31 protein-coding genes are annotated in these 26,655 nt (G+C 55.3%); 7 read left to right on the top strand and 24 right to left on the bottom strand.

Annotation, left to right across the window (positions count from 1 at the left end; all coding sequences use genetic code 11):
* Positions 1–9: 9 nt before the first annotated feature.
* The 3 genes from ACKI5T_RS17480 to ACKI5T_RS17470 all read left to right on the top strand — a co-directional run bounded on the left by ACKI5T_RS17480 (position 10) and on the right by ACKI5T_RS17470 (position 2,925).
* Positions 10–1,203 carry an NAD(P)/FAD-dependent oxidoreductase gene (locus tag ACKI5T_RS17480; RefSeq protein ID WP_407439081.1) on the top strand — a complete coding sequence of 398 codons (1,194 nt, stop codon included), beginning with the start codon at positions 10–12 and terminating at the stop codon, positions 1,201–1,203.
* A 130-nt stretch (positions 1,204–1,333) separates the two neighbouring features.
* Positions 1,334–1,732 (top strand): potassium channel family protein, encoded by a 399-nt coding sequence (locus tag ACKI5T_RS17475; RefSeq protein WP_015960865.1) that lies wholly within the window; start codon positions 1,334–1,336, stop codon positions 1,730–1,732.
* A 164-nt stretch (positions 1,733–1,896) separates the two neighbouring features.
* Entirely contained in the window at positions 1,897–2,925 is a 1,029-nt protein-coding gene (locus tag ACKI5T_RS17470; protein WP_407439079.1) for a TerC/Alx family metal homeostasis membrane protein, read from the top strand.
* Between the two features lie 176 nt (positions 2,926–3,101).
* On the opposite strand, the gene ACKI5T_RS17465 is transcribed toward ACKI5T_RS17470, so the two are convergent.
* The gene (locus ACKI5T_RS17465; protein WP_235134253.1) at positions 3,102–3,764 is read right to left on the bottom strand and encodes an HAD family hydrolase; all 663 of its coding nucleotides are present in this window, start codon (positions 3,762–3,764) and stop codon (positions 3,102–3,104) included.
* 239 nt (positions 3,765–4,003) lie between these two features.
* Between ACKI5T_RS17465 and ACKI5T_RS17460 the strand changes: the two genes are divergently transcribed.
* Positions 4,004–4,519, top strand: coding sequence for a C40 family peptidase (locus ACKI5T_RS17460; RefSeq protein WP_407439078.1), 516 nt, complete (start codon positions 4,004–4,006; stop codon positions 4,517–4,519).
* Positions 4,520–4,523: 4 nt separating this feature from the next.
* Here the strand turns inward: ACKI5T_RS17460 and ACKI5T_RS17455 are convergent, their stop codons facing one another.
* The 21 genes from ACKI5T_RS17455 to ACKI5T_RS17355 form a co-directional block, all read right to left on the bottom strand.
* On the bottom strand, positions 4,524–5,318 hold the full coding sequence (locus tag ACKI5T_RS17455; protein ID WP_407439076.1) for an SDR family NAD(P)-dependent oxidoreductase: 795 nt from the start codon (positions 5,316–5,318) through the stop codon (positions 4,524–4,526).
* Positions 5,319–5,386: 68 nt separating this feature from the next.
* Complete coding sequence (acpT, locus tag ACKI5T_RS17450; protein WP_407439074.1) at positions 5,387–5,968, bottom strand: 4'-phosphopantetheinyl transferase AcpT; 582 nt, start codon at positions 5,966–5,968, stop codon at positions 5,387–5,389.
* A gap of 2 nt (positions 5,969–5,970) precedes the next feature.
* Complete coding sequence (locus tag ACKI5T_RS17445) at positions 5,971–7,200, bottom strand: beta-ketoacyl-ACP synthase (RefSeq protein WP_015960859.1); 1,230 nt, start codon at positions 7,198–7,200, stop codon at positions 5,971–5,973.
* A complete protein-coding gene (locus tag ACKI5T_RS17440; protein WP_407439073.1) occupies positions 7,197–7,928 on the bottom strand; it encodes a 3-ketoacyl-ACP reductase FabG2 in 732 nt (243 codons plus the stop codon). Before ACKI5T_RS17440 ends, ACKI5T_RS17445 begins: the two co-directional genes overlap by 4 nt.
* Complete coding sequence (locus ACKI5T_RS17435) at positions 7,925–8,398, bottom strand: 3-hydroxy-fatty acyl-ACP dehydratase (RefSeq protein WP_407439072.1); 474 nt, start codon at positions 8,396–8,398, stop codon at positions 7,925–7,927. Before ACKI5T_RS17435 ends, ACKI5T_RS17440 begins: the two co-directional genes overlap by 4 nt.
* On the bottom strand, positions 8,395–9,564 hold the full coding sequence (locus tag ACKI5T_RS17430; RefSeq protein WP_407439071.1) for a beta-ketoacyl-[acyl-carrier-protein] synthase family protein: 1,170 nt from the start codon (positions 9,562–9,564) through the stop codon (positions 8,395–8,397). Before ACKI5T_RS17430 ends, ACKI5T_RS17435 begins: the two co-directional genes overlap by 4 nt.
* Position 9,565: 1 nt before the next feature.
* Positions 9,566–10,147, bottom strand: coding sequence for a DUF3261 domain-containing protein (locus ACKI5T_RS17425; protein ID WP_407439139.1), 582 nt, complete (start codon positions 10,145–10,147; stop codon positions 9,566–9,568).
* Positions 10,147–12,468: an MMPL family transporter gene (locus ACKI5T_RS17420; RefSeq protein WP_407439069.1), complete on the bottom strand. Its 2,322-nt coding sequence runs from the start codon at positions 12,466–12,468 to the stop codon at positions 10,147–10,149. Before ACKI5T_RS17420 ends, ACKI5T_RS17425 begins: the two co-directional genes overlap by 1 nt.
* Complete coding sequence (locus ACKI5T_RS17415) at positions 12,437–13,042, bottom strand: LolA family protein (protein WP_407439067.1); 606 nt, start codon at positions 13,040–13,042, stop codon at positions 12,437–12,439. The genes ACKI5T_RS17420 and ACKI5T_RS17415 overlap by 32 nt, the downstream gene beginning before the upstream one ends.
* Positions 13,039–13,461, bottom strand: coding sequence for an acyl-CoA thioesterase (locus tag ACKI5T_RS17410; RefSeq protein ID WP_407439065.1), 423 nt, complete (start codon positions 13,459–13,461; stop codon positions 13,039–13,041). Before ACKI5T_RS17410 ends, ACKI5T_RS17415 begins: the two co-directional genes overlap by 4 nt.
* A 3-nt stretch (positions 13,462–13,464) precedes the next feature.
* A complete protein-coding gene (locus ACKI5T_RS17405; protein WP_407439064.1) occupies positions 13,465–15,156 on the bottom strand; it encodes a glycosyltransferase in 1,692 nt (563 codons plus the stop codon).
* On the bottom strand, positions 15,147–15,500 hold the full coding sequence (locus tag ACKI5T_RS17400; RefSeq protein WP_407439063.1) for a hydroxymyristoyl-ACP dehydratase: 354 nt from the start codon (positions 15,498–15,500) through the stop codon (positions 15,147–15,149). The genes ACKI5T_RS17405 and ACKI5T_RS17400 overlap by 10 nt, the downstream gene beginning before the upstream one ends.
* A complete protein-coding gene (locus tag ACKI5T_RS17395; protein ID WP_407439061.1) occupies positions 15,487–16,848 on the bottom strand; it encodes an AMP-dependent synthetase in 1,362 nt (453 codons plus the stop codon). The genes ACKI5T_RS17400 and ACKI5T_RS17395 overlap by 14 nt, the downstream gene beginning before the upstream one ends.
* Complete coding sequence (locus tag ACKI5T_RS17390; RefSeq protein WP_407439059.1) at positions 16,845–17,429, bottom strand: hypothetical protein; 585 nt, start codon at positions 17,427–17,429, stop codon at positions 16,845–16,847. Before ACKI5T_RS17390 ends, ACKI5T_RS17395 begins: the two co-directional genes overlap by 4 nt.
* Before the next feature lie 6 nt (positions 17,430–17,435).
* A complete protein-coding gene (locus tag ACKI5T_RS17385) occupies positions 17,436–17,687 on the bottom strand; it encodes an acyl carrier protein (protein ID WP_041689730.1) in 252 nt (83 codons plus the stop codon).
* A 13-nt stretch (positions 17,688–17,700) separates the two neighbouring features.
* Positions 17,701–17,958 (bottom strand): phosphopantetheine-binding protein, encoded by a 258-nt coding sequence (locus tag ACKI5T_RS17380; protein WP_041689551.1) that lies wholly within the window; start codon positions 17,956–17,958, stop codon positions 17,701–17,703.
* Positions 17,939–18,754 carry a lysophospholipid acyltransferase family protein gene (locus tag ACKI5T_RS17375; protein ID WP_407439057.1) on the bottom strand — a complete coding sequence of 272 codons (816 nt, stop codon included), beginning with the start codon at positions 18,752–18,754 and terminating at the stop codon, positions 17,939–17,941. Before ACKI5T_RS17375 ends, ACKI5T_RS17380 begins: the two co-directional genes overlap by 20 nt.
* Complete coding sequence (locus ACKI5T_RS17370; RefSeq protein WP_407439055.1) at positions 18,751–19,473, bottom strand: beta-ketoacyl synthase chain length factor; 723 nt, start codon at positions 19,471–19,473, stop codon at positions 18,751–18,753. The genes ACKI5T_RS17375 and ACKI5T_RS17370 overlap by 4 nt, the downstream gene beginning before the upstream one ends.
* 41 nt (positions 19,474–19,514) lie before the next feature.
* Positions 19,515–20,579: a methyltransferase gene (locus ACKI5T_RS17365; protein ID WP_407439053.1), complete on the bottom strand. Its 1,065-nt coding sequence runs from the start codon at positions 20,577–20,579 to the stop codon at positions 19,515–19,517.
* A gap of 69 nt (positions 20,580–20,648) precedes the next feature.
* Positions 20,649–21,032 carry a hypothetical protein gene (locus tag ACKI5T_RS17360; RefSeq protein ID WP_015960842.1) on the bottom strand — a complete coding sequence of 128 codons (384 nt, stop codon included), beginning with the start codon at positions 21,030–21,032 and terminating at the stop codon, positions 20,649–20,651.
* A gap of 295 nt (positions 21,033–21,327) precedes the next feature.
* A complete protein-coding gene (locus ACKI5T_RS17355; protein ID WP_015960841.1) occupies positions 21,328–22,377 on the bottom strand; it encodes an AI-2E family transporter in 1,050 nt (349 codons plus the stop codon).
* Between the two features lie 144 nt (positions 22,378–22,521).
* On the opposite strand from ACKI5T_RS17355, the gene ACKI5T_RS17350 reads away from it, so the two are divergent.
* Positions 22,522–23,751 carry an MFS transporter gene (locus ACKI5T_RS17350; RefSeq protein ID WP_407439051.1) on the top strand — a complete coding sequence of 410 codons (1,230 nt, stop codon included), beginning with the start codon at positions 22,522–22,524 and terminating at the stop codon, positions 23,749–23,751.
* On the opposite strand, the gene ACKI5T_RS17345 is transcribed toward ACKI5T_RS17350, so the two are convergent.
* Positions 23,744–24,301 carry a DcrB family lipoprotein gene (locus tag ACKI5T_RS17345; RefSeq protein ID WP_407439049.1) on the bottom strand — a complete coding sequence of 186 codons (558 nt, stop codon included), beginning with the start codon at positions 24,299–24,301 and terminating at the stop codon, positions 23,744–23,746. The two genes, ACKI5T_RS17350 and ACKI5T_RS17345, sit on opposite strands and share 8 nt — an antisense overlap.
* 72 nt (positions 24,302–24,373) lie before the next feature.
* Entirely contained in the window at positions 24,374–25,039 is a 666-nt protein-coding gene (locus ACKI5T_RS17340; protein WP_407439047.1) for a 7-cyano-7-deazaguanine/7-aminomethyl-7-deazaguanine transporter, read from the bottom strand.
* Between the two features lie 221 nt (positions 25,040–25,260).
* Here ACKI5T_RS17340 and tusA point away from each other — a divergent pair, with 221 nt between their 5' ends.
* A complete protein-coding gene (tusA, locus tag ACKI5T_RS17335) occupies positions 25,261–25,506 on the top strand; it encodes a sulfurtransferase TusA (RefSeq protein ID WP_015960837.1) in 246 nt (81 codons plus the stop codon).
* 146 nt (positions 25,507–25,652) lie between these two features.
* Positions 25,653–26,636 carry a TRAP transporter substrate-binding protein gene (locus ACKI5T_RS17330; RefSeq protein WP_186753669.1) on the top strand — a complete coding sequence of 328 codons (984 nt, stop codon included), beginning with the start codon at positions 25,653–25,655 and terminating at the stop codon, positions 26,634–26,636.
* Positions 26,637–26,655 lie beyond the last annotated feature (19 nt).

The following is a 26,655-nucleotide window of genomic DNA, read 5'->3' as shown; positions in this document are numbered from 1 at the left end:
GATTTTGATGTGGAAAGGTTTGATGCCGTTGTAATTGGCGCCGGTGCGGCGGGAATGTTCTGTGCGGCAATGGCCGGACAGGCGGGTCGTCGCGTGCTGCTGCTGGATAATGGCAAGAGGCCTGGACGCAAGATCCTGATGTCTGGCGGGGGGCGCTGCAATTTTACTAACTTATATGTTGAACCCGCCGCGTATTTGAGCCAAAACCGACATTTTTGCAAATCTGCCCTGGCGCGTTATACCCAGTGGGATTTCATTGAACTGGTGGGAAAACACGGCATCGCCTGGCATGAGAAAACGCTGGGACAGCTATTCTGCGACGACTCCGCGCAGCAGATTGTCGATATGCTGGTGGCCGAATGCGAGAAAGGCGGCGTTATCACGCGCCTGCGCACTGAAGTCCTGAACGTGAGCCGCGACGACGGCGGCTATACCCTGGAGCTGAACGGTGACAGCGTGCGTGCAGATAATCTGGTGATTGCCAGCGGCGGTCTGTCGATGCCTGGATTAGGTGCCACGCCGTTTGGCTACAAAATCGCGGAGCAGTTTGGCCTGAAGGTATTGCCAACACGCGCCGGGCTGGTGCCCTTTACGCTGCACAAGCCGCTGCTGGAACAGCTCCAGACGCTCTCCGGCGTGTCGGTTTCGTCCACCATCACCGCGGAAGACGGGACGCTTTTCCGCGAAAATCTGCTCTTCACCCATCGCGGTCTCTCTGGTCCGGCGGTATTGCAAATTTCCAGCTACTGGCAGCCGGGTGAGTTTGTGACGGTGAATTTAGTGCCGGAATGCGATCTGGACAGCTTTATCAACGAGCAACGCGCTGAACATCCGAATCAAAGTTTGAAAAATACGCTGGCGATGCAACTGCCGAAGCGTTTGATTGAGTGCCTGCAGCTGCTGGGGCAAATTCCGGATGTGACGCTCAAGCAGCTCAATAGCCGCGAGCAGCAAGCGCTGGTCGACACGCTGACAAACTGGCGCGTTCAGCCAAACGGCACCGAAGGGTATCGCACGGCGGAAGTAACGCTCGGCGGTGTCGATACCGATGAACTCTCCTCACGCACCATGGAGGCCCGCAACGTGCCGGGGTTGTACTTTATTGGTGAAGTGATGGATGTGACCGGCTGGCTGGGTGGGTACAACTTCCAGTGGGCGTGGGCGAGCGCATGGGCATGTGCGCAGGCGCTGGCACAAAAATAATAACCTATCGCAATTATTGCGCACTTTTTCTTTCGCCGTTCCGCTAAGCTTTGATGAAGATCTATACCATTCGCCGCATCCTTTCCCGTTGAAAGCATGCGGCAATCTAGCCTCTCACTCAGAGCTTCCCATGCAGCTAATTAGCATCATTATCTTGCTTACCCTGACGGTGGTCATTCACTCCGTGTGGATGTTTATCGTTCTGAAATTCATCAACCTGAACGTTGACGCGGTGTTTCGTATCGTCTTTCGCAACGTCGCGATCGTCATTTCCATGCTGTTTGCGCATCTGATAGAAGCCAGCCTGTTTGCGGGTTTTTACTATTTTGTCGATGCTTTCAAAGACTGGAATACCAGTTTTTACTTCTCGCTGGTGAGCTATGCCACGGTGGGATACGGCGACGTCACGCTACCCGAACACTGGCGTTTGATAGGCGGTGTTGAAGGGCTCGTCGGCGCCTTAATGGTTGGCTGGTCGGTCGCGGTATTGGTTGCGGTGTTGCAGAGATTGCGCGGGATGAGTGCCTAATCGGCAGATGCAAGGCACCCTTCTCTGAGGTAAAGTAGGCCGCTTGCGCGAGCTTCGCTGTCGCGGCTTTGAGGGCGTAGAAACTGGTCAACAGTCCGTCCTTTTCAATTGCTGGTTAACCCCAGTCTGCATGGTTTGTGTTTTGTCCTCAAAAAGGGTTGTTTATGGCTTCTGCTCATCTCGGTTTCCCGACGGAAACCGTCGTTGTCTTTGTTGTGATGGCCGTGGGGGCGATGTTTATCGACCTCTTCATGCACCGTCACGACAAACCTATTTCGTTAAAAAGCGCGGCGATGTGGTCCATTTTTTGGGTCATGATGGCAATGGCGTTTGCGGGATTCCTGTACGTTCACCACGGCGCAGAGGTGGCGAGTTTATTCCTCACCGGTTATGCGCTGGAAGAGGTGCTCTCGGTTGATAACTTGTTCGTGATGATGGCGATTTTCGCCTGGTTCGGGGTGCCGGATAAATATCGTCACCGGGTGCTGTACTGGGGCATTCTGGGGGCGATTGTGTTCCGCGGGATTTTTGTCGCCATCGGCACCAGCCTGTTGAGCCTTGGGCCGTACGTGGAAGTGGTCTTCGCGCTGGTGGTGGGCTGGACGGCGCTGATGATGCTCAGACGCAACGAAGAGAGCGACGAAGTCGAGGATTACTCGCATCATCTTGCCTATCGGCTGGTGAAACGCTTTTATCCTGTCTGGCCGAAGATCAGCAGTAACGCATTTCTTCTGACGCAAAAAGAGGTGGATGCGGAGCTTGAGAAACCCGAAAACCAGGACGTGATGGTTGGGCGTGTGAAGAAAGCGAAACGCTACGCCACGCCGCTGCTGCTGTGCGTCGCGGTGGTTGAACTGTCTGACGTGATGTTTGCGTTCGACTCTGTGCCCGCGATTATCGCCGTTAGCCGTGAACCGCTGATTATTTATAGCGCCATGATGTTCGCGATTCTCGGATTGCGTACGCTCTATTTTGTGCTCGAAGCGCTGAAGCAGTATCTGGTGCATCTGGAGAAATCAGTGGTTCTGCTGCTGTTCTTCGTGGCCTTTAAGCTGGGGCTGAACGCGACGGATCACTTCTGGCATCACGGCTATAGCATTTCCGCCACGGCAAGCCTGTTTGTGGTGTTGGGCGTACTGGCGCTGGGAATTATCGCGAGCGTGATGTTCCCTGGGAAACGAGCCGAAAGGTAAATGCAAAACGGCAACTGAGGTTGCCGTTTTTAGTGTCTGCTCCCTCTCCCCGTGGGAGAGGACTGGGGTAAGGGCACCAGACCGCACAAGGTAAAAACAAAACGGCAATTCTGTTGCCGTTGGAGTTTTCCCCTCTCCCTGTGGGAGAGGGTTAGGGTGAGGGCATCAGATCGCAGCTAGTTTTTAATCGGCGAACGACGACGCGCTTTAGGCGGATGGAAATGCCGCCAGTGCGGATCTTGTGCCGCGGCTAGCAACTCATGATCTCCACGGGTGTCGCCCCAGGCGCGCAGGTGGTAATCGTTCAGATTGCCATACACGCGCTCAAGCCGCGCCACCTTCTGCGCGCAGCGGCAGTTGTGCCCGGTAATACGCCCGGTCAGTTTGCCGTCTGCCACTTCCAACTGCGTGCCAATCAGCTTAATGCCGAGCTTATCGGCCCACGGCTGAAGAACCAGCGCGGGCGACGCTGAACAGATCGTCACTTCCGCACCTGAATTCACTTCAGCCGCAACCGCCAGAACCCCCGCCGGACGCATCAGTTTGTTCCAGTATTTCTCGCAAAACAGTTCCGCTTGCTGGCGCATCCAGTGCTCATCCACGCCCGTCAGGAACGTTTTAATCAGCACTTCCTTGAGCTCATCGCGCGTCAGTTTGCGACGCACGCAGTGAAGCGTTGGCAGCGCCATACGCACCAAACGCCCAGCAAAATAACGTTTACCAAAGGCAAAACGCAGGAAAGGGATAAAACTGTCGTGATGCGTCAACGTTCCATCAAAATCAAAAACGGACAGCACTCTGGATTTGGCCACTGCCTCATCGGCAATCATATTGGTCATAAATACGTCTTAGCTGAAATACACATTCTGTTCATTAGTTTACCTGCTTTACTTCTCCAGTCCTTATACCACGCCGATTTTTTTCTCATTCTTGCGACCTGCTAGTGAGTCCGATAATGGATCCCTCAGGCTTTGTTCAAAAAACGATCTGTCTATATTATCGCCGTCTCGAAAGGTGATTCGGGGGAGCGCTGTCTCCTCACTGGTAAGGAAAAATTCACTCAATTTAAGTTATCGTTATGATTTTTAGACTTCTTATTTCAATACTCACGTTAAGTTTTGCCTCTGCTGCATTGAGTTTTCAACTGCCTGCATCGATGTTATCGCAACATCATCCGCTTTCTGCGTCTACCGCCAAGACCGCGCTGGAGCAAAAGGAAACCAGCCCGCTTCGTGGACGGATCCTGACGCAATACCAAAAATGGAAAGGGACGGACTACAAATGGGGCGGCACCAGCCATCACGGCGTGGATTGCTCCGCGCTGATGCAGCATTTATTTAGCGACGCGGCGCATCTTTCGCTGCCACGTACTACGGGGGAGCAGATCCACCGAGGCGTTCAGGTGGCGGAATACCGCCTTAAAGCTGGGGATCTGATTTTCTTCCAGACCGGGCCAAACCGCCGCCACGTTGGAGTGTATATCGGCAATCGCCAGTTTATCCACGCCTCCACCAGCCAGGGTGTCACGGTCTCAACGCTGGCGAACGATTACTGGCATTCGCACTTTATTACCGCTCGCCGGATCACCGGTTGAGCCATTAGATAATATCATCCACCACACCCCCGTCGACGCGCAGTGCCGCGCCGGAGGTGGCGGAAGCCTGAGTTGAGCAAACATAAACCACCATGTTTGCCACTTCTTCCACCGTGGCGGCGCGCTGGATAACCGAACTTGGGCGATGGGCCATCACGAACTCTTTCGCCAGCGTTTCCAGTGATTTCCCGGTTTTCTCCATCTCGTCTTTCATCATCTCGGCAAAACCGTCTGACATTGTCGGGCCCGGCAAGACGCTGTTCACCGTGACGCCGCTTCCGGCGACGAATTTCGCCAGACCACGCGAGAGCGAGAGCTGCGCCGTTTTCGTCACGCCGTAGTGGATCATGTCCGCCGGAATATTGCAGGCCGATTCAGAAGAGATAAACACCACGCGACCCCAGCCTTTTTGAACCATGCCAGGCAGCAACGCCCGCGATAGCCGCACGCCGGACATCACGTTGGTTTGCCAGTAGTTATTCCAGGTGTCGTCGTCGGTAGCGTAAAAATCCTGTGGGCCGTAAATCCCGGCGTTGTTCACCAGAATATCGACATTAGACGCTACTTTTAGCAGCGATTCGACGCCGTCAGGCGAGCTGAGATCGGCAATCGCCGCGCGAACCTGAACGCTAGGCACAACCTGCTGAAGCTGCTGAATGCCTTTATTGACGGACTCTACGCTGCGGCCATTGATTATCACTTCAGCCCCGCTTTCTGCCAGGCCGCGTGCGATGGCAAATCCGATGCCGCCGGTAGAAGCGGTGACGAGTGCGACTTTCCCCGTAAGATCGATTTTCATGGTCTGTTCCTTTTGATGATAAAAGTGCAGACCATAAAGCGTAGCAGAGGGGAACGTCTGCGCAGGAATCAGAGGAACGTGACGGCGTTGTCGTCCAGCGTAAAGGGGGTAGGGGTGCAGACCGCCAGACTCAGCGCGCCAAACTGACAGTGGCTGATGCTCAGGGCGGATTTGAAGGTGCTGTCGATACTGACAATTTGCCAGGCGCTGCCGCCGCGCTGTTTCACTATCGCCTCTTTGCGCGTCCAGATGCGCCAGAACGCCGACAGTTTTTCTTCTGGCATTTCGCGCTCCAGCTCGTCATGTTCCGCCACGCTAAACACGGCATTGGCGAGGGCTTGCCAGTTATCGCGCGGTCGAATCACTTCGATATCGCAGCCCACTTCGCCTTCGTCGCTCATCAGCAGGGCGATGTCATCGCCGCTATGGCTCAGGTTGAACCAGAATGGCTTTGCATCGACAAACGCGGGTTTCCCCTGATCGCCAAAGACGATTTCCGGCAACGAGGCAGGAGACAACGCACGCGCAAGCAGCGTACGACCCGCCAGCCAGCGGGCGCGACGGGCACCCTGTGGTGCCCTGTCTGCAAGCGCTGATACCAAAGGGTCAGCGGTAAGAGTCGAAATTTTTCCCAGTACCAACTGGTACATAGTTACGCCCAACGTTTAATGATGATGGAGGTGTTAATGCCGCCAAAGGCGAAATTATTGCTTTGCAGATATTCACAGTCAATCTGACGTGCTTCCCCCATAATATAATCTAAAGCGCCGCATTGCTCATCAGGTTGTCTTAAATTGAGCGTTGGGGCGAACCAGCCTTCACGCATCATTTGCAGACTCATCCACGCTTCTAGCGCTCCGCAGGCTCCTAACGTATGACCAAAATAACTCTTCAATGATGAGATGGGCACGCTCTCACCGTAGATAGCTGCCGTTGCCTGGCTTTCGGCCAAATCACCGCGATCGGTCGCTGTACCGTGGGCCGATATGTAGCCCATATCCCTTGCGCTTAATCCGGCCATTTTCAGCGATTTTTCCATGCAAATCTGCATGGTTTCACGCTGCGGCTGAGTGATATGTGCAGCGTCACAGTTGGTAGCAAAACCGACAATTTCACCGTAGATCGTGGCTCCGCGCGCTTTGGCATGCTCCAGCTCTTCGAGAATGAGCGTGCCCGCGCCTTCGCCAATCACCAGACCGTCACGCTGCGTATCAAAAGGTGAAGGCGTGGTTTTAGGGGCATCATTACGCTGGCTAGTGGCAAACAGCGTATCGAACACCGCCGCTTCAGACGGACAAAGTTCCTCCGCTCCGCCTGCGACCATCACTGTCTGATAGCCGTGGCGGATGGCTTCCCATGCATAACCGATCGCCTGGCTACCAGATGTACAGGCGCTGGACGTCGGGATCACGCGCCCACGCAGGCCAAAGAACAGACCTGTGTTGACCGCCGTGGTGTGCGGCATCATCTGCACGTAAGTGGTACCAGTAATGTTATTGGTATGCTTTTCGGTGAGCATGGTGGCAAATTCACTCACTGGACCCGTACTCCCGGTCGACGAGCCGTATGCGATACCCGTTTCGCCGTTGGTCAGCACGGCTTCGCCAATAAGTCCTGCCTGCTCCAGTGCCTTTTCGGTCGCACGCGTCGACATCAGCGATACGCGGCCCATCGCACGGATGCGCTTGCGGGTGTAATGCTCCGGCAGGGTGAAATCATCAATCGGCGCACCCAGCAGGGTATGCAAGCCATCGTAGACCTGCCACTCTGGCATTTTGCGGACCGCATTTTCATAGGCCAGAAGTCTCGCGGAAACCGACTGCCAGTCCTCACCAAAGGCGGTCACGCCGCCCATGCCCGTAATGACCACGCGACGTGTCATAGCATTCCTCCATTAATGGAAATGACCTGGCGGGTCACGTAGCCCGCAATGTCTGACATCAAATAGCTTGCCAGGCCGGCCACTTCTTCTGCCTGACCCATACGTTTCATTGGGATAATGGACATTGCCTCTTTCAGCGCTGCCTCTTCCATTTCGATCATCCCGGTATCAATTAACCCCGGCGCAATGCAGTTAACGGTGATTTTGCGTTTTGCGAGTTCAATCGCCAGCGCTTTGGTCGCGCCGATAATCCCGGCTTTTGCCGCGCTGTAGTTCACCTGACCCCGGTTGCCCATCACGCCAGAAACAGACGACAGCGTAATAATGCGCCCGCCTTTGCGCGTGCCAATCATCGGCATAATGCACGGGTGAATCACATTGTAAAAACTGTCCAGATTGGTGTGGATCACGCTGTCCCAGTCGTCTTCGCTGAGCGCAGGAAACGCGCCGTCACGGGTAATGCCCGCATTGCTGACCACGCCATACCACGCCCCGTGCGCTTCAATATCTTGCTCCAGCACATCACGGCACTGCTCGCGGTTTGCCACGTCAAAAGAGAGCAAACGGCCGCTGCCGCCCGCTTGCACAATTGCATCCAGCGTCGCCTGCGCACCTGCTTCGTCGCGGTGATAATGCACGCCCACGATAAACCCATCAGCAGCGAGCTGTCGGGCGATGGCGCGTCCGATACCTTTGCTGGCCCCGGTGACCAGAACGGAACGATTCATGTGGAGGATCCCTGATTAAAAAGTGAAGACAGCTCTTCCGCGCTTGGCTGGAAGGTATTCACGCGGCCTGTCGCCAGCGTGCAATCATTGGCGGTTATCGTGCACTCAAAGCTGCCAAAACGTTCATCCTGCATCAGCAGCTTGACGGTGATGGTTAGCGTAATGCCTGCTGCAAAATGCCCGTCAGCGCACACCAGTTCACGCGCGCCCAACACCATTCCCAATGAAATGCTGCTCTGTCCCTGCTGATGGCGATGCCAACCGGACCAGACGCCCACGGTTTGCGCCATCAGTTCAAGCGCGTACCAGCCGGGCAGTTCACCGTCGCTATTCAGAAACGGCGCGAGAACGCCTTTTGAGCTAACGGCAACGCGGCACACGGCACTTTCATCAGTGACGCTTTCAACGGATTCGAGCAGCAGCATCGGCGCATCGTGGGGCAAGTACTCCACGGGCAGTAAATAACTCATGACACTCTCCCCAGCAGGATGCTGGCATTATTGCCGCCAAACGCGAACGAGTTAGACAAAATCACCGGCTTTTCCAGTAAGGCTGGCTGATGCAGCACGCCGCACAGCGGTAGGGTATCGTCAGGCGTGTAGCGGCTAAAATCCTGTGGCGGTAGTGGCAAATTGCGGGTCAGGATCAGCCAGCTCAGAGCCGCTTCGGTGATTCCCGCTGCACCCAGCGTGTGGCCGGTCAGATGTTTGGTTGAACTGCACGGAACGGTTTCCCCAAACAGGTCATGCACCACCTGCGATTCAATCTGATCGTTAAGCGGCGTCGCGGTACCGTGCAGGTTGATATAGCCCACATCTTCAGGTTTCATTTTTGCTTCGTTCAGCGCCTGGGTAATCGCGCGGATCGCTCCTTCACCCTGCGGATGCGGAGCAGAAATGTGGTATGCATCGCTTGATTCCCCAGTGCCCAGCAGCGCCACGGGCTGCGGTTCGCGGGTCAGCACCATCAGCGCCGCACCCTCCCCAATGGTGATGCCGCGACGGTGACGTCCAAACGGCTCACACAGCGTGGTGGACAGTGATTCCAGACTATCAAAACCGTTGATCGGCATCCGGCTCAGCGTATCAGCACCGCCGACAAGGGCGACATCCACCAGACCGGCGTCGATCAAACGACGCCCGCTGATCATTGCTCTGGCGCTGGAGGAACAGGCGGTGGACAGGGTAAATGCCGGACCTTCAAGGTTCAGCCAGTTCGCCAGGAAACGCGACGGATCGCCCAACTCCTGCTGCGGATACGCCCAGTGGGAATCAGATTCACCCTGAGTCGTCAGGCGCACATGCTCATCGCCTTCATCCAGCCCGGACGTGCTGGTACCCATAATCACCGCCACGCGATCGCGACCAAAACGAGCGATTACATCGTCCACGGTGGGTTGAATTTGCGCCAGTGCAGCCAGCAACAATTGATTGTTACGCGAACGATGGACGGAAAAATGGTCTGGAATCGGCGGAAGTTCGCCCTCGACGCCGCCCAGCACCGTCTCCTGCTGCCCTTGCAGCCAGCCCGCGCGGCTGCGCATACCCGGTGCGACACCGCGCGTCAGGTTGGCGGCAATCTCATCGGCGGAGTTGCCCAGTGCGTTCACCATTCCAACGGCAGAAATGTAGATCATCTTAGTCACCCAGATATTGAATGGTGATGTGATAGTTAAAAACGTGCTGTTCGATGCTGATCGGCTCGCGCTTGCCTTTGCGTTGCAGATAGACGATTTCTGTCACCAGTTTACCGTTGGCATTGCGTAGCTCACGGCGATCGCCGATGTCTTTGAGCGTCCAGCCCTTCGGCAATTGCGGCTGCCAGGCGCTAATTGGCCAATGGCTCAGCATCACGTCGGCCAGCACCTGGCTGGCGGGCGGCAACTGCGGCACGATAATCGACTGCTCAGTACGAATGCCGTTTTCGTCATAGGTGGCGAGGAACAGGCGGATCCCGACGGATGATAATCCGGCTAGCGTGATTTTATGCGCGTCGGCGTTGAGCATCACCAGCAGCGACTGGGTCTGGCCGTTAAAACGCCCCGTCAGCAGTTGCTGAGAATTCACCGCAGGGGTAATTCCAGGCGCAGGCAGCGTGACTTGGGTACCAGGCTGCAGCCAGGCCTGCGGACGCTTACCGTCGGTGTTTTGCGTGGAGTGGCTACAGCCAGCCAGCAGCAGCGCCGCAATCAGCGCGGCGGCACGGCAAAAATGGGTCATCATCGTTTTCTCTCTTTTTTAGCCGGCATCGCCAGCGGTGCCAGCAGGAAGGCGGTGAAAATGCCGCTCACCAGCACAATACCAAAGCTGCTGATCGCCTGGGTGGCACTGAACACCAGCATGCCAAGGGTCAACAGCGTGGTCATCATTGCCAACGTAATCGCCAGCATTGACGTTAGCGGCGTACCGCGTGGATTGCTGAAGAACAGGGTGTAGTTGATGCCAATCCCCAACACCAGCACGAGAGCCAGCAGCGAGAACAAATTAACCGGATGACCACTTGCGGCCAGTGCAGCAAGGCCGCAGCCGAGCGACAGTACGGAAGGCACCAGGCTTACCAGCCCTTTGCGCCAGCCGAGGCGCAGCATGGCACCGCAGGCGATCACCACCAGTGCAACCAGCAGCAGGCCGGTCAGTACCGTGCGATAGAGCGAGAACAGGCTATCAAAACTGGCTTTACGATCGACCCATACCACGCCCGGGTTTTTGGCTGCCAGCTTGCTTAACGCCGCGCTGTTTTTTGCGCCGTCCACCGGAACCAGCACGCCACTTTCACCATTGGGCAGCGTTAGCCACAGCAGACGCCAGCCTTCGCTGGCCGGGCTGGCGAGCCAGTCGTTGACCGTCACCGGCATTGGGTTCAGATCCGGCGATACGCTCGCCACTCCAGCGTTTTTCAGCACGTTTGTCACCGCTGGCGTGGCGTTTTGCAGCAGCGCCAGATCGCTTTTTTGTTGCGACAGTGAGTTAAGCGGTAGGGTGCGGTAAGTTTTGATGTCGCCGCTTTTTTGCAATTGCGCCAGTGCAGGTATAAAGGCTTCGAGCCGTTCCAGCGTCTGCTGCGCCGACGCGCCATGCACCACAAACCATTTCTGATCGACGCTTTGTCCCGTCAGGGCCGTAATGGTTTTTTCCTGCGCCAGAATATCTTTCGGTAACGCCTGCAACTGAGCGATATCGTCATCCACGCGCAGATTTGCTAAGCCGATAACGGACACCAGCGCCAGCAGTACCGGCAGGCCAACAGACACTTTTTTATTGCGCCGCCATGCCGCCAGCCAGCGCAGCATCAGCACCATTGCGGGAACCGGACGCACCGGCAAGCCACGACACAGCCACGGATGCCAGAAAATCACCGTCAGACATGAAGCGCTCAGCCCCACGGCGGCAAACACCGCCATCTGGCGAATGCCCGGGAAGGGTGCCAGCATCATAATCAGATACGCCGCCACGGTGGTTAACAGCGCCAGCAGCAGGGCATTGCGCACTTTTGCCAGACTTTGCCAGGGCGAATCCTGCGCGCCGTGAACCATCCGTTCGGTTAGATAATAGAGCGTGTAATCGGCGGAAATACCGATAATGCTCATGCTCATTACCAGCGTCATCAGGTGCAGCTCACCGAAAATCATCAGCGTGGCGACGGTCCCCGCCAGCGCGCCGATGCCGATGGAAATCAGGCACAACAGCAGGGGGCGCAGAGAGCGAAACACCAGCACGATGAGTAAAATCACGCCCAAAATGGTGGCCACACCGAGCGTGGAAATATCCTGTTTGGCCTGCTGACTGGCGTAATCGCTGTAAAAAACGGTACCGCGCGACAGCAATTGTGCCTGTGGATAGTCCGTTTTCAACCGATCCTGAAGACCGTGAAGCGTTGTCACGAGTCGATGAGTTTGCTGCATATCGAACGACTCGCCGACCAACTCCCCGTGCAGCAGATACCAGTAGTTTCCGGTATCGTCTTTGGTCACGAGCCAGCCATCCATCAGACGTAATTTTTGGCTGTTTTGCGCAAGTGCGAGCTGCGAGCCGCGCATCAGCATCAGCGGATCGTTTTGCAACTCTTTCCCGCTCACGCCAGAAAACGCCGAATAGAGCTGCGACAAAATCCACTGGGCTTGTGCCTCGCCGCCGTTTTGCAGACGTGCACGGGTGGCGGTGTCGATCAGCCCGTTTCGGTGCTGCCAGAAAAATTCGCCCCAGGCTTTTTGCCCGGCGGCGTCCATCGGGCCTTTGACTTCCTTCAGCGAAGCCGATTTTTGCAGCAGCGTCAGCCACTGCTGCGCCACACGCGGATCCGGCTCTTTCCCGGGGCTGACTAGCCAGACCAACTGGCGGTCGAGACGCTGCATAAAGCCGTCGTTGAGCGCCGGAGGGATCGCCCCGAGCGTCTGTTTTGGCAGCATCGCCAGCACGCTGCTGTTAAGGCGCGCGCCAGGCAGCAGCGACAGCAACACGCCCAGCATCACCAGGCACAGCACGCCCCACAGTAGCGCCGGGCGCAACGATTTACGGTGCGGCAAAGCGTTGGCGTTCGTCATGAGTCAGGCTGGCGGGCGTCAGTTGATGTTGGGAAAGTGCGATATCCGTGCGATCGCCCTGCTTGTCGTTGAGCTGGATTGATTCCAGATAGGTCGCACCGCCCAGATTCAGGGTGGCGAAAATTTTGTCCAGTGGCGTGGTCGTCGGTGTTAACACCAGCGACCAGCGTCCAGCGCCGAGATCCTTAAAATCGATGCGGAAATTCTCTTCCAGCACTTTGCGATCCGCCTGGAACAGGGCGCGCAGCAGATGGTTAAACTGGAACATCTGCGGATTATTTTCGGCAGTAATCGTTTGTGGCGGCTGGCCGTTGATCACCTGCACCATCCGTTTGTCATCCAGCAGCAGCGTCATTGGAAAGGGCGCTTTCTGATCCCACAGTAAACCACTGTCGCGGGCGATCAGCATGTCGCCCTGCGAGCGTAGCGGCTGCGGCAGATCTTTAATGGTGCGCGTCTGTTCAAAGTGCGCACGCACCACGGGCTGTTCAGTGAAGCGCTGCTGAAGTTCATCCAGCGTCACGGCGCTAACCAGCGGACTGACCAGCAGGGCAAGCAATGGCAACCATTTCATGGCGTCACTCCCATACGTTCAAACAAAATCGCCGGACTGACAAAGCACAGTTCGCGGCTTGCTTCTTCAACCGCTACCTGAATGGTGTAGCCGGTGGTGGTGCGTTTTCCGCTTTCTGCGTCGAATATCTGGTAAGCGATGCGCAGGCGGTTTTCAAACTCTTCGATATGCGCTCGCACGCGGATACGTTGCTCAAAGGTCACCGCGTCGCGATATTTCACGCGCGTGTCGACCACTGGCCAGACGTAGCCAGACTCTTTCATCTGGCGATAGCCGTAATTAAATTGATTCAGCAGCGCCTCGCGGGCAATCTCAAAGTAGCGAAAATAGTTGCCATGCCACACCACGCCCATCATATCGACGTCATGAAACGGTACGGTGAGTTCTACTTCGGTCGTAAAACGGGGATCGGTCAGCACCCTTTACTCCTTCTCTTTGGCATCCGGCAGATGCCAGAAATCGAAAAAATTAAACCAGTCGAGCGGCGACATCAGCGCGTAATGCTCCAGCCGTTCGGCATAGCGATCGACGGTACGCTGCAGCGCTTGCTGGCGTTCACCGCGCGGTAAAATCAGCGGGTCGGCAAACGGCTCACAGTGAATGTGTAGTTTGTCCTGCTGGCGCAGGGCGAAAATCAGCAGCACCGGGCAGCGCAGAATCGACGCGAGAATAAACGGCCCCTGAGGGAACGGTGCGGGCTGGCCCATAAATTCGCTCCAGATGACGCGCCAGTCGCCGCCGCGCTGCGGTTTGACCGCGATGCGATCGCCGACAATCGCTACCCATTCGCCGCGATCGAGTTTTTCTTTCAGGGCGATTGCTGTGTCCGGACCGATATCCGTGACGGGCATCAGGTTAAGGCCTGCGTCAGGCGCCATCTCTTCCATGATTTGCTTAAAACGCGGGGCGTTTTCGCTAAATACCAGCGCGTTAATCACCTTGCCGCCATCCAACTGCGCCATGGCGCGGCAAGCTTCTACATCGCCAAGATGCGAAGCCAGCAGTAATTTTCCTTGTGGCGCATCAGCGTCCAGCGCTTCACGCGCGCCGGGGGCGAACACCACATCCCGATTGAGTTTCAGCTCACCGCGCCAGCTGGCGACTTTATCCAGCATCGAATAGCCAAAACGCATAAAGTGGAAAAAGCTGTTAAGGCGTGGCGGCGCGGGCAATTGGCGCTGTGCCAGCACCCGCTTCACACGCTCAATCCACTGCTGTGACGCATTGCGTGCCGGACGTGCAGTCAGCCAGTAGACGCCGATAACGGGCCATAGCAGGAGACCAAACGCGCGGCGTCCTGGCAGTTGCCAGACGCGCAGCATTAGCCGCATACCCCACAGACCTTTCACTTCTTGCTGCTGCGCCCAGTGCTGCTGGCGCCGACGCATCAGAAGAGCAGGAATGCGCGGCAACATGCCGAAGAACAAGCGGGTGTGCATCAGGGAGATGCGCACGTTATCTTTCAGCGCGTCGAAATGCGATAGGCCGTCGAGGGGATACGTCACGCGCGTCGGCAGAAAATGGCTGGTATTGCCTTGCCAGTAGAGCCGCACCATCACTTCTGTATCAAAATCCATTCGTTTGCCGAGCGTCACGCGCTCAGCCAGTTGCAGCGTAGGGGCGACGGGATAGACGCGGAACCCGCACATGCTGTCTTTTAACTGGAGCGATAATGTTTCGATCCACACCCAGAAATGGGTGACCCAGCGGCCATACAGGCGCGAACGTGGAATGGAATCGTCATAAATCGGCTGGCCGGAAATGAGCGCCTCCGGATGGCGCTCTGCCAGCGCCAGCAACTTCGGGATATCTTCAATCGCGTGTTGGCCGTCGGCATCCACCTGCACCGCATGGGTAAAGCCCGCGTGAGCCGACTCTTCCAGCCCACGGATTACTGCCGTGCCTTTTCCGGCGTTTTCGGCCAGCCGGATAAGCGTGACCTGCGGTTGTTCGGCGGCAAGACGCTCCAGCTCCAGACGTGTTCCTTCATCGCTGCCGTCATCCACAATCAGGCACGGCAGGCCGAAGGGGGCAAGACGCGATAACACATTTGCCATCATCGCCCCGTGGTTGTAGCAGGGGATCACCACGCAGGGGCGGAACGTTAACGACATAAACGGATTTTCCCGCTGCTGGCGGTGTGGCGTTCCAGACCGTCGTGGCGCTGATAGCTAAACGTCAAAATCTGCCGCTCGGCATTCCAGTTCAGCGTGAGCGTCACAATGTTATCGGGCAACAGCGGCGCCTGAAACTTCACATTCTGAATGCTGTGAAAACGGTAATCTGGTGCCAGCAGCGTGGCGGCGTAATGCATGACCCAATCGAGCTGTGCCACACCTGGCAGCAGCGGCTGCACGGCGAAATGACCCTGGAACCAAAACAGCGCCGGATCGAGATGCAGAACAATTTCCAGATTGTGCGGCTGTGCCTGGTGGCGCTCGATTTCATGGATTTTCATGAAATAACTCCTGTAACTGCGCATAGACACGCTTATTCATACTGTTGACCGGCATTTCATCAATGATGCGCCAGTAACGCGGCACGGCGACCGGTTCGAGCCACGGCAGCAGGGCACGACGCCAGGCAAATTCCTGCGCTTTGTTACCCTGTTCGCGTATCCGCTGACGCGCATCGTCACTCAGCACCAGTAATACGCCGATACCCTGACGGCCGCCGCGCGCAACGGGCAGTGCAGCCGCTTCACGTATGCCATCCAGCTCCAGCAGGCGCTGTTCGATTTCCGTTAGCGAAATGCGTTTTTCTTCGATTTTCACCACGCGGCCACGACGACCGGCAATGCTGAACAGGCCGTTGTCATCGAAGTGCAGAATATCGTCGAGCAACAGACCCTCTGCCTGGTGGATCAGCGGTGACGTCACGCGACAGGTTTCGCCTTCGAGGCGGAAAGCTACGCCGGGAAAGGGCAACCAGGGTATCGACTCTTGCTGATGATGCCGCCAGGCAAGAACCCCCGTTTCGGTGCTGCCGTAAATTTCGTCCGGCCAGACGTTCATCCAGCGATGCGTGGCGGTGACTTCATCCCACGGCAGCATGCCGCCAGCGGAAAGCAGCATGGCCACCGGTGGCGGGGAAAGCTGCGTATCGAGGCGCTTCAGAAACGCCGGACTGCTGATAAAAATGTAGCGATGGTCATGCGGTAATGCGGCCAGTTGTTCGGCGTAATAGAGCATCGCGGCGTGTAATGGCAGACCGAGAGACATCGGTAAAAAGATGCGGAACGTCAAACCATACAAGTGCTGTGGCACAACCGAGGCGACAACGCGACAGCCGTTGAGGCGCTCACCAAAACGGGTTGCCAGCATTACGGCTTCGCGATCGAGGCTCGCAATAGGCTTCACAATGCGCCGTGGCGATCCGGTTGAGCCGGAGGTGAACAGCTCGACAAAGCTGGATGTGGCGATAGGGGGCAACGGTACAAACCCTTCAACGCAGCGGCGGGCGGAATTCACCACAAACAGGCGTCCAGGATAATTCAGCGTCTGATCGCTCAAAACCCCACAAAACAGTGCCTGTTGTTCTTCGAGGAGCGATACGCGGCTGTGGCCGGGGATCACCGGCGTTTTGCCCGCGTGCAGCGACGCCAGAAGCGCGACAATAAAGAGATAGCTATTTTCGAAGCACAGCGCCCAGCGCTCGCCGTCCTGCTGACGCAATGTCTGTGTCAGCGCCGAGACGTCATGCCGGAGCTGTCCGAGCGTCCAGATGTGGTCGTCAAGCCAGGCGACAGGCGTATCGTTCGGGCGCGGGGCGTTTAGCCACTCGCTCAGCGGAAGGGGATTATTCATTGTGCTTCACTTTTTTTCATCACCCGTTGGCGGATCAGCCACTCGGTTGCCATCAGCGTACCCATCAGGATGTAAGCAATCATGCCGTTCCATAGCGTCCAGAGCTGCATGTCGCCTTTCACCACGGTAAATAGCGCGATGGAGCCATTAACAATGAAAAAGATGCACCAAACGCGGGTCACGTTGCGCGTATAGCGAACGCCTTCAGGCGGCAAATTCGGCTCACGCAGACGCGCCAGTCGTTCGACCAGCGGCATTGACGTCCATAGCGAACCGCCAAATACGGCCAGCATGACCAGATTCACGACCACGGGATAAAGCAGCAGCCACTGGTGCGCTTTCAGCAGATAGCTTGCCGTGCACAGCGCGATACCCGCCAACGCTACGCTCTGTACCACAAAGCGCATCGGACCGGCATTGTTCCGCGCCTGGCGCAGGCGGCACACCAGCAACAGCGCCATCAGCGGCAGCAACCAGTGCAGGCTGTTATGCGTCAGCCCAAAGCCGATCAGAAACGGCCAGGCGAGCAGCATCAACCCCGTTAGCAGCGGGATCGCCGGAAAAGATCGTCCGCCACGCATGGCGTCTTACTCTTCGCGCAGAAGCTGTTCTACAGCGTCCACTACGTCCTGAACGGTACGCACTGCTTTGAAGGTTTCAGGTTTGATTTTTTTGCCTGTTTTCTTTTGCAGGTGAACAATCATGTCGACGGCGTCGATACTGTCCAGCTCCAGATCTTCATACAGACGTGCTTCGGGGGAGATATCTTCCGGGGCGATTTCAAAAAGTTTGGTCAGCAGCCCGGAGACTTCCTGATAAATGGTTTCTTGTTCTGTCATAGCGTATTCGTTCTCAGGCGCGTTGGGCATGGATAAATGATGCCAGCGTGGCGACGGAATAAAAATGCTGACGCATCTCTTCGCTTTCCGCAGAAAGCACTACGCCATATTGGTTTTTGACTGCCAGACCCAGTTCCAGCGCATCGATAGAATCGAGGCCCAGACCATCGCCAAACAGCGCCGCATCCGCGTCGATATCGTCTGCGGTCAGTTCGTCCAGATTTAGCGTAGAGATAATAAGATTTTTAATTTCAAGATAAAGCGCTTGCATCATTAATTCCTGACAAAGTTTGAAGACCTGATGTTAAGCGATGCTGAAGATGCCGGTTTAGCTGCCTTGCGGCCAGCGCCGGTTCTTGTTCTGTCGCATCGTAAAAATCGTGAATATCGAGTCGCTCACGAACATCCACGGTGAAAAAGGGTTTGCGCGGCGGTATGTCATACCACTGGCTTTGCTTATCGAGCATTTTCTCGGAGCAGTGGATCAGTACCATCCGCAGATCGCTGCCGCAACGCACAGCGATATTCGCCGCGCCGCGCTGAAGCGTGATGGCTTCTCCAACGCGCGTGCGCGTGCCTTCCGGGAAAATCAAAATCGTATCGCCCTGCGCCAGCCGCTGTTTGCAGGCAGTTAATAGTGGTTCAGCCTCGCTGTTGATCAGGTAATCCGCCGCGCGGATCACGCCGCTGACGAACGGATTACGCAACAGGGCGCTTTTCACCATGCAGTCGGTTTCGGGCATTACAGAAGCGAGAATAACGTAATCAATCAACGTGGGATGGTTGGCCACCACCAGGCATCCGCGTTCGCTACGCAGCGCGTCAAGATTATCGATGCGATAATCCAGCACGCCCGTCATGCGAGTGACGGTTAAGAAGAAGCGGAAGCTGAGTGAAATGCTGCGGCGCGCCAGACGGCGGCGTTTTGCACGATCTCGTTGTACCACCAGCAGCAGGTTGAACCAGACCAGTGACAGCAGCAGACCGCCTGCGCCAAAAAGCGCAAAGCACAATCCGGTCATCACCAGACGCCAGGCACGGTTGATCGCGGAAGTTAAACTTTTCATCCGCGGGACCACTGCCATAGTAAACGTTCGCCGGAAACGACAAACGTTGGCTCATCGCGCAGATAGTGTTGCAGGAACATTAGACTTTGCGGCAGCGGTGGCTCTTCGCCATCACTTCCGGTTTGCGTTTCGCAGCGCAGCATGTCGCCCGCCTCAATCACCAGCGCTAGCGCATACGGCCATGTCGGCATATGAGGCGGTAAATAAGGATGATAAAAATCGGGCAGCGCGCCGTCGAAATCGACAAGTAATACGCGGGAATAGCCTGCGTGCAAAAGGCTTAATACTTCGCATAAACCCTGCTGGAAAGTGTCTAGCCCGGCAGAAAGGGAAGAGGAAACGATCGGCTGGCGTGCCGCGATAGTGAGATTCCCGACAGCAGAGTTGTGCACCGACATGGCGAAATCCGTCGGTGATACCGCCTGGTCTGTCGCCAGCGCATGCAGAATGCGGTAGTTGCGTTCCAGCTCGCCGTGGCGGCTGGTATACACAACCGCGTCGATGGTGTGTTTGCGCAGCATCGACAGACCGCAATCGACGGCCAGTTTACTGCCAGAATTTAGGCGACGCGCGGTCATCATCGGCAACGCAGTGAGTTTTGCCTGCGGCGCAGCGGGATCGATGGCCAGCGACTCGCGCGACCATGCCTGCCACTGTGTGGCATCGCTGAGGCCTGGCGCTCGTGCTTGCCAGTCGATAATGTTTAATGCAAATTTCATCTACGCGTGTCCGCGATATATCGTCAGGGTCATTCAGCGATTTAGTGTTCGTTTTTCTGACAAATCAGTAAGGTATGACCTAACCCAAGATTGTCGTGTCGTTGCTCTACCTGGAAACCTGCTGTCTCCAGGTAGTGATAAAATTTTTCTACGCTATAGAAGCGGCTGTTGCCATTCGCCATACAGGTGAAATAGAGCGATGTGGCGTTCAGGCTAAAGGATGCCGCTTCGAATTTCTGTGCATCCCAGAACAGTTCCATAATGCACAGGCGAGCGCCAGGCTTCATTTCCTGAGCAACTTTACGCAGCATGGTAACAATCTGATCGGGTGAGAAACAGTCCAGGAACTGGCTCATCCACCACACATCGGCATCGCCTGGCAGCGCCGCGTGGCTAAGCATATCTACAGCATGGAACCCAATGCGATGAGATAAACCTGCATTTGCGATATTTTCTTGTGCCAGCGCTATTTGCTGCGGGAGGTCAAGGATTGTAATTGCGACATTTTCATCATATCGACAACACTGTAAAGCCCATTTTCCTGTATTTCCGCCGACATCGTACAATTTTGTCGGCGAGCTTGCGAATATATATGGCAGAGCTGCATCAAATGCGGCGTCAGAATAGTAATGATCAAAAGCAAACCAGCTCTCTTTTGCCTGAGCGGGTAATTGCGATAATGCCGGATAAATGGTCGGCCATTCTCCAAATACGGTTAACCCAGTGGGCTTTTCCTCTTTAAGAGAATCAGCAAGGTGGAATAATCCCTGGTAACAAACGTCCTGGGTGAAATCCATATTTACGCGGGTCATGGTGTCGTGCAGGAGAAAATGACCCACTTTGGCCAGGTAATACTGTCCCTCTTTATGGGTAACGATACGTCCGCTTAATCCCATATCCAACAGCACGCTAACGCCGTACTCATTCAGAGTGCTATTTTCGACGATTTCCTCAAGGCTGGCGCCTTGTTTTCCCTTTTTATCCAGCCAGGCGAGAACGCCTGAGTTACGCAGACAAAGCGCGGTTTGAAACAACATTGGAGCAAAAGCGATACGTTGCGCTTCGGTAATGGCATCCAGCGCGCTAAGTGAGTCCGTTTCGTACATTATTGCGTAACCTTTGACTGGTCAGATGAATAGATTATCGGGCCAATGATGGCCCGACTTTAGAGGAATTTACTGCGGGGCGGAAAGGTTGAGCTGGATATCTTTATCGAGGTTATGCACCCAACGATTATAATTTTTGTGGATTTTGCCATCGCTTGCTTTCAGGTTCAGGCTGCTTTCGTAGTTGATTGAGTAGCTGGTCGCAGAGTAAGGAATACGGATGTCCGCTGAGTGATCGCGTGCCTGCAAACGGCCTTTAATGACGCCTGGACCTGCTTCAGACATAATCCACTGACGCTGGTGACCTGCTTTCAAAATCGCTGATTTCACCTGTTCAGCCGTATGACCCGTGCTCACGGTAGAGTGAATCTGGTCGACAGGGGCAGTACGAGCACAGCCAGCCAGTGCGCCCATAATGGCAAAGGCAGTACACCATTTAACAATCTTTTTCATCAACAACTCCGTATCAATAATAATGATTTTTGCCAGGGACATTCACACAATATAATTCTTAAGGTAAATTTAAATTATTATGGTGACGATCGGTGGGTTTAATTTATTTTTGCTATTGTTAATTTGAGTTTAATTAACGTGATGGCAATGTAAACAACTCTCGATATATAGTAATTGCCTGAAGGGTTGTTACGTAGAACCAACAATAGCTTATATCTTTTAAAAGCGGCACATATTCTATAGAGCTGAGAAATAACGTAAACCTACCCCGGTTGGTAGGTTTACGAATGAGTAATTAGCCCGGAAGCCGGCTTTTGGGTCGTCCTGGTCCAAGAAGAATCGCCAGTTTTCCACCGCCTTTGGTGGTTTCCATCCATATTTTACAGACGCTGGTGAGCGGTACGGAAAGCAGCATCCCGACCGGGCCGAGTAGCCATCCCCAGATTAATAATGACAGGAAGACGACCATCGTTGACATGCCCAGGCGGTGGCCCATCATGCGTGGTTCTAAAATATTGCCCAATATCATATGCACCACCAGGAACAGCGCGCCGACCAGCATACATTCGTAAATACCATTGAACAGAAACGCCTGGATCATTGGCGGCACGGCGGAAAGCACCGCGCCGATATTGGGCACGTAGTTCAGCAGAAACGCCAGCACGCCCCACATCAGCGCGAACTGTACGCCCATCAGCGTCAACCCCAGCCACACAATCACGCCGGTCCACAGGCTCAGTAGCGTTTTCAGCGCCAGATATTTGGATACGCCTTTCAGCGCACGGTGCAGGCCCGCAATATGTATTTGCGGATTGTTCAGCGCAAAGCGTAGCTTGTACGGGACATGGCGCACCTCAAACAGCATAAAGACCACCGTCATCACCAGCAGCAAAATGCTGGCCATCGCGCCAGAAAGCCCGGTCATGAGCGTGGTGGCGAAGGTCATGATTTTTTCTGAATCCATACGTTGCAACATACGCTCAGGTGACATGTGAAGATTGAGGAACGGCAACATCTCCTGTAATTCCAGCGCCTTGCGGGTCAGCTCTTTGTTGTATTTGGGGAGCATCGTAGAAAATTCACTGAGCGATGCCGCCAGCACGCCGACCAGCGCAGTCAGCACGATCAGCATGACCAGGACAACGATGGTGATCGCCACCGGCCGTTTGATGCCTCGACGGATAAACCAGGTGACTAAAGGATTGAGAACAATAGCGAAAAAGAGCGCCAGTAAAAGTTGAACAATAATGTCGGCTGCGGCGTGGATCCCTGCGAGGATCACCACCAGACAGGCGAGTTTTAACAGAATATGGAGACCCGTTTTATCGGGCTGAGCGGATGTCATGCTGATTCCTTATGTTGTGTGCCCGTTAAGTGTAGTGCCTGCGATGCGCTTCGCTTGAGGCTGTTAATCTGAAATTCGCGGCTGATTTTCACTGCGTGACGTGGTAATAGTGAAACACTGTTGCAAAAATCCAGGTAGAAAGTCATGCCCGTACCTGCCGCCGAACCGGCACTGAGCGGATTGCGCCTCAATCTGCGCATTGTTTCTGTTGTCATGTTTAATTTCGCCAGCTATCTCACTATCGGTCTGCCGCTGGCGGTTTTGCCCGGCTACGTTCACGACGTGATGGGATACAGCGCCTTCTGGGCGGGGCTGGTGATCAGCCTGCAATATTTCGCCACGCTGTTGAGCCGTCCACAGTCGGGGCGATATGCTGACCTGTTTGGGCCAAAAAGTATTGTCGTTGTCGGGCTATGCGGCTGTTTCCTAAGCGGCCTGAGCTATTTGCTGGCGGCCACCACCAGCGGCTGGCCGATAATGAGTCTGGCACTGCTGTGCCTTGGCCGCGTGATTCTGGGGATAGGTCAAAGCCTGGCGGGAACCGGCTCAACGCTGTGGGGCGTGGGCGTCGTCGGTAACGCGCACATTGGCCGCGTGATTTCGTGGAACGGGATCGTGACTTACGGCGCGATGGCGCTCGGCGCACCGCTTGGCGTGCTGTGCTATGCGTGGGGCGGGCTGCACGGCCTGGCTCTGACCATTATGGCCGTCGCGTTTATTGCTATTTTGCTGGCGATTCCACGACCGAAAGTCAAAGCCACGAAAGGTAAGCCGCTGCCGTTTCGCGCCGTACTCGGGCGCGTCTGGCCGTATGGCATGGCGCTGGCGCTGGCCTCCGCCGGTTTCGGCGTGATCGCCACCTTTATCACGCTGTTCTACGACGCCAAAGGCTGGGACGGTGCGGCGTTCGCGCTGACACTGTTTAGCTGCGCGTTTGTCGGGGCGCGTCTGCTGTTCCCGAACGGCATCAACCGTCTGGGCGGCCTGAACGTGGCGATGATTTGCTTCGCCGTTGAGATTATCGGCCTGCTGCTGACCGGGATCGCCGACGAGCCGTGGGTAGCGAAGATTGGCGTGTTCCTCGCGGGGGCAGGGTTTTCATTGGTCTTTCCGGCGCTGGGCGTGGTGGCGGTTAAAGCGGTGCCGCAGCAAAATCAGGGATCGGCGCTGGCGACCTATACGGTGTTTATGGATATGTCGTTGGGTGTGACCGGGCCGCTGGCAGGGTTGCTCATGGCGTGGGCGGGCGTCCCGGTGATTTATCTGGCGGCGGCGGGGCTGGTGGGTGCGGCATTACTGCTGACGTGGCGCTTAAAAAAACGGCCCCCGACGCAAACGCCGGAGGCCGTTGAATCCTCATCAAACGTTACTTGATGACGATGGTATTGATGATGTTTTCAGCCGTGGTTTGTGCTTTCTGCTGATCGTCTGCTGGCAGCGTGATCTGCAGGGTCAGCAGTTTGCCGTCAACTTTACCGAGCACCACAGAAGAGTAAGCGGTCTGGCCCTTCGCGGAGATGATGCTGTCCAGCTGTTGCAGAGTGTGGCCTTTCAGTTCGATAGACTTGTTGGTCACGACCTGGAGCTGCGGGTCACGGCTACGCTGCTGATCTTCCAGACGCTTCGCCAGCACGGCCAGATCTTCGTTGGAGTCGTCGCCCACAATCACAATCACGGCTTTCTGTCCGGTAGCATCGGAATAGACGTGCATATTGTTCGCCTGCGTTCCCAGCTTACCGCTCTGATCGGTCATATCTGCTGGCAGGGCGAAACTGAGTTTGCCCTCCATCAGCTCGACCGCCTGGCCGGTCGCATTACTTTCTGCGGCCGCGCCCTGAACAGGTGTTTTGGTGTCGCTGTTATCACAGGCCGCAAGACCCACAACCAGCAGGCCAATCCCGACATATTTAACCAGATTGCGCATTAACTTCTTCCTTTCGATAAACGGCCATAACGGCTCATTCATCCATCTTATCACAACTGATAAAGCGAACGTTTAACCAGCCTGCAATGCGGTGATTTCAGATTTATCTGCGAATCTTTTCAGCAGCATATTCAACAGAACGCCGTACATCGGCAGGAAGAATACGATGCTGATAAGCACTTTGAAGCCGTAATCTACCAGCGCGATTTCCATCCAGTGCTGAGCCATAAACGCATCGGGGCTGCGCCAGAAAGCAATAAAGAAGAAGGCCAGCGTGTCGCTCACATTACCGAACAGCGTGGAGGCAGTTGGCGCCATCCACCAGCGATGGTTTTGACGCAGACGGTTAAACACATGGACGTCAAGAATCTGTCCCAGCGCGTAGGCCATAAAGCTCGCGGCGGCGATACGGGCGACGAACAGGTTGAAGTGCAACAGCGCCTCGAAACCTTGCCAGCTTCCCATATAAAAAAGTGATGAAATCCCATACGACACGAACAGCGCAGGCAGCATCACCGCAAAAATAATGCGTCGGGCCAGCGGCGCGCCAAAAATACGCACGGTTAAATCAGTCGCGAGGAAAATAAACGGAAAACTGAACGCGCCCCAGGTGGTATGAAAACCAAAAATGGAGATCGGGAGCTGCACCAGATAGTTGCTGGAGGTAATCACCAGCAGATGAAAAAGCGATAGCCAGAACAACGCTTTTACGCGCTGCGATTGAGAGAACTGCGTCATATTGTGACCTTTTTGATTAATGTTTGGGGTGAGGGAACCCAATTTGAATCTGACACCTTAGGCTTCAACAGCCACGCCTGATGGTCCAGATTCTGAACCGGCCGCATAATACTGCTTTGACAACACATTGCAATGGCTAATTTTCACGCAATCGTTAACCTGGTTTGCTTTGCCAAAAACGCGGCGTAAACTACAGCCGTTTTTAGATGATTGAGGCGATGATGACCGACCTGTTTTCCACTCCAGACCACACCCTTGATGCCCAGGGCCTTCGCTGCCCGGAGCCTGTTATGATGGTGCGTAAAACCGTGCGCACGATGCAAACCGGCGAAACGCTTTTAATCATTGCCGACGATCCGGCGACCACGCGCGATATCCCCGGTTTCTGTACTTTTATGGAACATGAGCTGATCGCACAAGAGACCGAAGCGCTGCCGTATCGCTATCTTTTACGCAAAGGCGCGTGATCGAATCTACGATTTCAAACCATCGTTTCAAAACTTATCGCTTTTGTGAGTTGCTTCACCTCCGCTTTCCAGGACGTAGTCTAATTTTTAAGCGTAAAACTAAAACAACGTTTTAACGCTTATCTCACTACCCTGGAGTTGACCCGATGAAAACGACCCTCAAGCCGTTACTGGCCTCTTTGTGCCTGTCCACCGCGTCACTGCTGTTCGCCACCACGGCGGCAGCGCAAACGATTAAAGCTGCTGATGTTCACCCTGAAGGCTACCCAAACGTGGTGGCCGTGCAAAATATGGGTGAAAAACTCAACCAACAAACCGATGGCAAGCTGGAGATCAAAGTCTTCCCTGGCGGTGTCCTGGGCGATGAAAAGCAAATGATTGAGCAGGCGCAGATGGGCGCTATCGATATCATTCGCGTCTCAATGGCACCTGTTGCGGCGATTTTGCCGGATATCGAAGTGTTCACACTGCCCTACGTGTTCCGCGATGAAGACCATATGCACAAGGTGATCGACGGTGATATCGGCAAAGAGATTGGCGAAAAACTCACGGCTAACCCGAAGTCGCGCCTGGTGTTTCTGGGCTGGATGGACTCCGGCACGCGTAATCTGATCACCAAAGAACCGATCGTCAAACCAGAAGACCTGAAGGGCAAGAAAATCCGCGTGCAGGGCAGCCCGGTCGCACTGGCAACCTTGAAAGCGATGGGGGCCAACTCGGTGGCGATGGGCGTCAGCGAAGTCTATAGCGGGATGCAAACCGGGGTGATCGACGGCGCGGAAAACAATCCGCCAACCTTTGTGGCGCATAACTACATGCCGGTTGCCAAAAACTACACCCTCAGCGGTCACTTCATCACGCCGGAAATGCTCCTGTACTCCAAAGTGAAATGGGACAAACTCAGCGCTGACGAGCAGCAGAAAATCAAAACCCTGGCCCGTGAAGCGCAATTTGAACAGCGCAAACTCTGGGACGCTTACAACCAGCAGGCGCTGGATAAAATGAAAGCGGGCGGCGTGCAATTCCACGATATCGACAAAGCGGTGTTTATCAAAGCGACAGAACCGGTGCGCGCGCAGTACGGCGACAAGCACAAGGAACTGATGCAGGCCATCGCGGACGTCAAGTAAACCCAAACGTGTTCGTGGA

It is taken from the genome of Lelliottia sp. (genome assembly GCF_045627565.1).
Lineage (GTDB): Bacteria > Pseudomonadota > Gammaproteobacteria > Enterobacterales > Enterobacteriaceae > Enterobacter.
Note: the sequence above shows the minus strand (reverse complement) of the source record. Positions and strands in the feature narration are given on the sequence as shown.

Bases quoted from the DNA above. Each gene is read 5' to 3' on its own strand.
- ACKI5T_RS17475 (WP_015960865.1), top strand. From the start codon at position 1,334: ATGCAGCTAATTAGCATCATTATCTTGCTTACCCTGACGGTGGTCATT.
- ACKI5T_RS17470 (WP_407439079.1), top strand. From the start codon at position 1,897: ATGGCTTCTGCTCATCTCGGTTTCCCGACGGAAACCGTCGTTGTCTTT.
- ACKI5T_RS17465 (WP_235134253.1), bottom strand. From the start codon at position 3,764: ATGACCAATATGATTGCCGATGAGGCAGTGGCCAAATCCAGAGTGCTG.
- ACKI5T_RS17460 (WP_407439078.1), top strand. From the start codon at position 4,004: ATGATTTTTAGACTTCTTATTTCAATACTCACGTTAAGTTTTGCCTCT.
- ACKI5T_RS17455 (WP_407439076.1), bottom strand. From the start codon at position 5,318: ATGAAAATCGATCTTACGGGGAAAGTCGCACTCGTCACCGCTTCTACC.
- acpT (WP_407439074.1), bottom strand. From the start codon at position 5,968: ATGTACCAGTTGGTACTGGGAAAAATTTCGACTCTTACCGCTGACCCT.
- ACKI5T_RS17445 (WP_015960859.1), bottom strand. From the start codon at position 7,200: ATGACACGTCGCGTGGTCATTACGGGCATGGGCGGCGTGACCGCCTTT.
- ACKI5T_RS17440 (WP_407439073.1), bottom strand. From the start codon at position 7,928: ATGAATCGTTCCGTTCTGGTCACCGGGGCCAGCAAAGGTATCGGACGC.
- ACKI5T_RS17435 (WP_407439072.1), bottom strand. From the start codon at position 8,398: ATGAGTTATTTACTGCCCGTGGAGTACTTGCCCCACGATGCGCCGATG.
- ACKI5T_RS17430 (WP_407439071.1), bottom strand. From the start codon at position 9,564: ATGATCTACATTTCTGCCGTTGGAATGGTGAACGCACTGGGCAACTCC.
- ACKI5T_RS17425 (WP_407439139.1), bottom strand. From the start codon at position 10,147: ATGACCCATTTTTGCCGTGCCGCCGCGCTGATTGCGGCGCTGCTGCTG.
- ACKI5T_RS17420 (WP_407439069.1), bottom strand. From the start codon at position 12,468: ATGACGAACGCCAACGCTTTGCCGCACCGTAAATCGTTGCGCCCGGCG.
- ACKI5T_RS17415 (WP_407439067.1), bottom strand. From the start codon at position 13,042: ATGAAATGGTTGCCATTGCTTGCCCTGCTGGTCAGTCCGCTGGTTAGC.
- ACKI5T_RS17405 (WP_407439064.1), bottom strand. From the start codon at position 15,156: ATGTCGTTAACGTTCCGCCCCTGCGTGGTGATCCCCTGCTACAACCAC.
- ACKI5T_RS17400 (WP_407439063.1), bottom strand. From the start codon at position 15,500: ATGAAAATCCATGAAATCGAGCGCCACCAGGCACAGCCGCACAATCTG.
- ACKI5T_RS17395 (WP_407439061.1), bottom strand. From the start codon at position 16,848: ATGAATAATCCCCTTCCGCTGAGCGAGTGGCTAAACGCCCCGCGCCCG.
- ACKI5T_RS17390 (WP_407439059.1), bottom strand. From the start codon at position 17,429: ATGCGTGGCGGACGATCTTTTCCGGCGATCCCGCTGCTAACGGGGTTG.
- ACKI5T_RS17385 (WP_041689730.1), bottom strand. From the start codon at position 17,687: ATGACAGAACAAGAAACCATTTATCAGGAAGTCTCCGGGCTGCTGACC.
- ACKI5T_RS17380 (WP_041689551.1), bottom strand. From the start codon at position 17,958: ATGCAAGCGCTTTATCTTGAAATTAAAAATCTTATTATCTCTACGCTA.
- ACKI5T_RS17375 (WP_407439057.1), bottom strand. From the start codon at position 18,754: ATGAAAAGTTTAACTTCCGCGATCAACCGTGCCTGGCGTCTGGTGATG.
- ACKI5T_RS17370 (WP_407439055.1), bottom strand. From the start codon at position 19,473: ATGAAATTTGCATTAAACATTATCGACTGGCAAGCACGAGCGCCAGGC.
- ACKI5T_RS17365 (WP_407439053.1), bottom strand. From the start codon at position 20,579: ATGTACGAAACGGACTCACTTAGCGCGCTGGATGCCATTACCGAAGCG.
- ACKI5T_RS17360 (WP_015960842.1), bottom strand. From the start codon at position 21,032: ATGAAAAAGATTGTTAAATGGTGTACTGCCTTTGCCATTATGGGCGCA.
- ACKI5T_RS17355 (WP_015960841.1), bottom strand. From the start codon at position 22,377: ATGACATCCGCTCAGCCCGATAAAACGGGTCTCCATATTCTGTTAAAA.
- ACKI5T_RS17350 (WP_407439051.1), top strand. From the start codon at position 22,522: ATGCCCGTACCTGCCGCCGAACCGGCACTGAGCGGATTGCGCCTCAAT.
- ACKI5T_RS17345 (WP_407439049.1), bottom strand. From the start codon at position 24,301: ATGCGCAATCTGGTTAAATATGTCGGGATTGGCCTGCTGGTTGTGGGT.
- ACKI5T_RS17340 (WP_407439047.1), bottom strand. From the start codon at position 25,039: ATGACGCAGTTCTCTCAATCGCAGCGCGTAAAAGCGTTGTTCTGGCTA.
- tusA (WP_015960837.1), top strand. From the start codon at position 25,261: ATGACCGACCTGTTTTCCACTCCAGACCACACCCTTGATGCCCAGGGC.
- ACKI5T_RS17330 (WP_186753669.1), top strand. From the start codon at position 25,653: ATGAAAACGACCCTCAAGCCGTTACTGGCCTCTTTGTGCCTGTCCACC.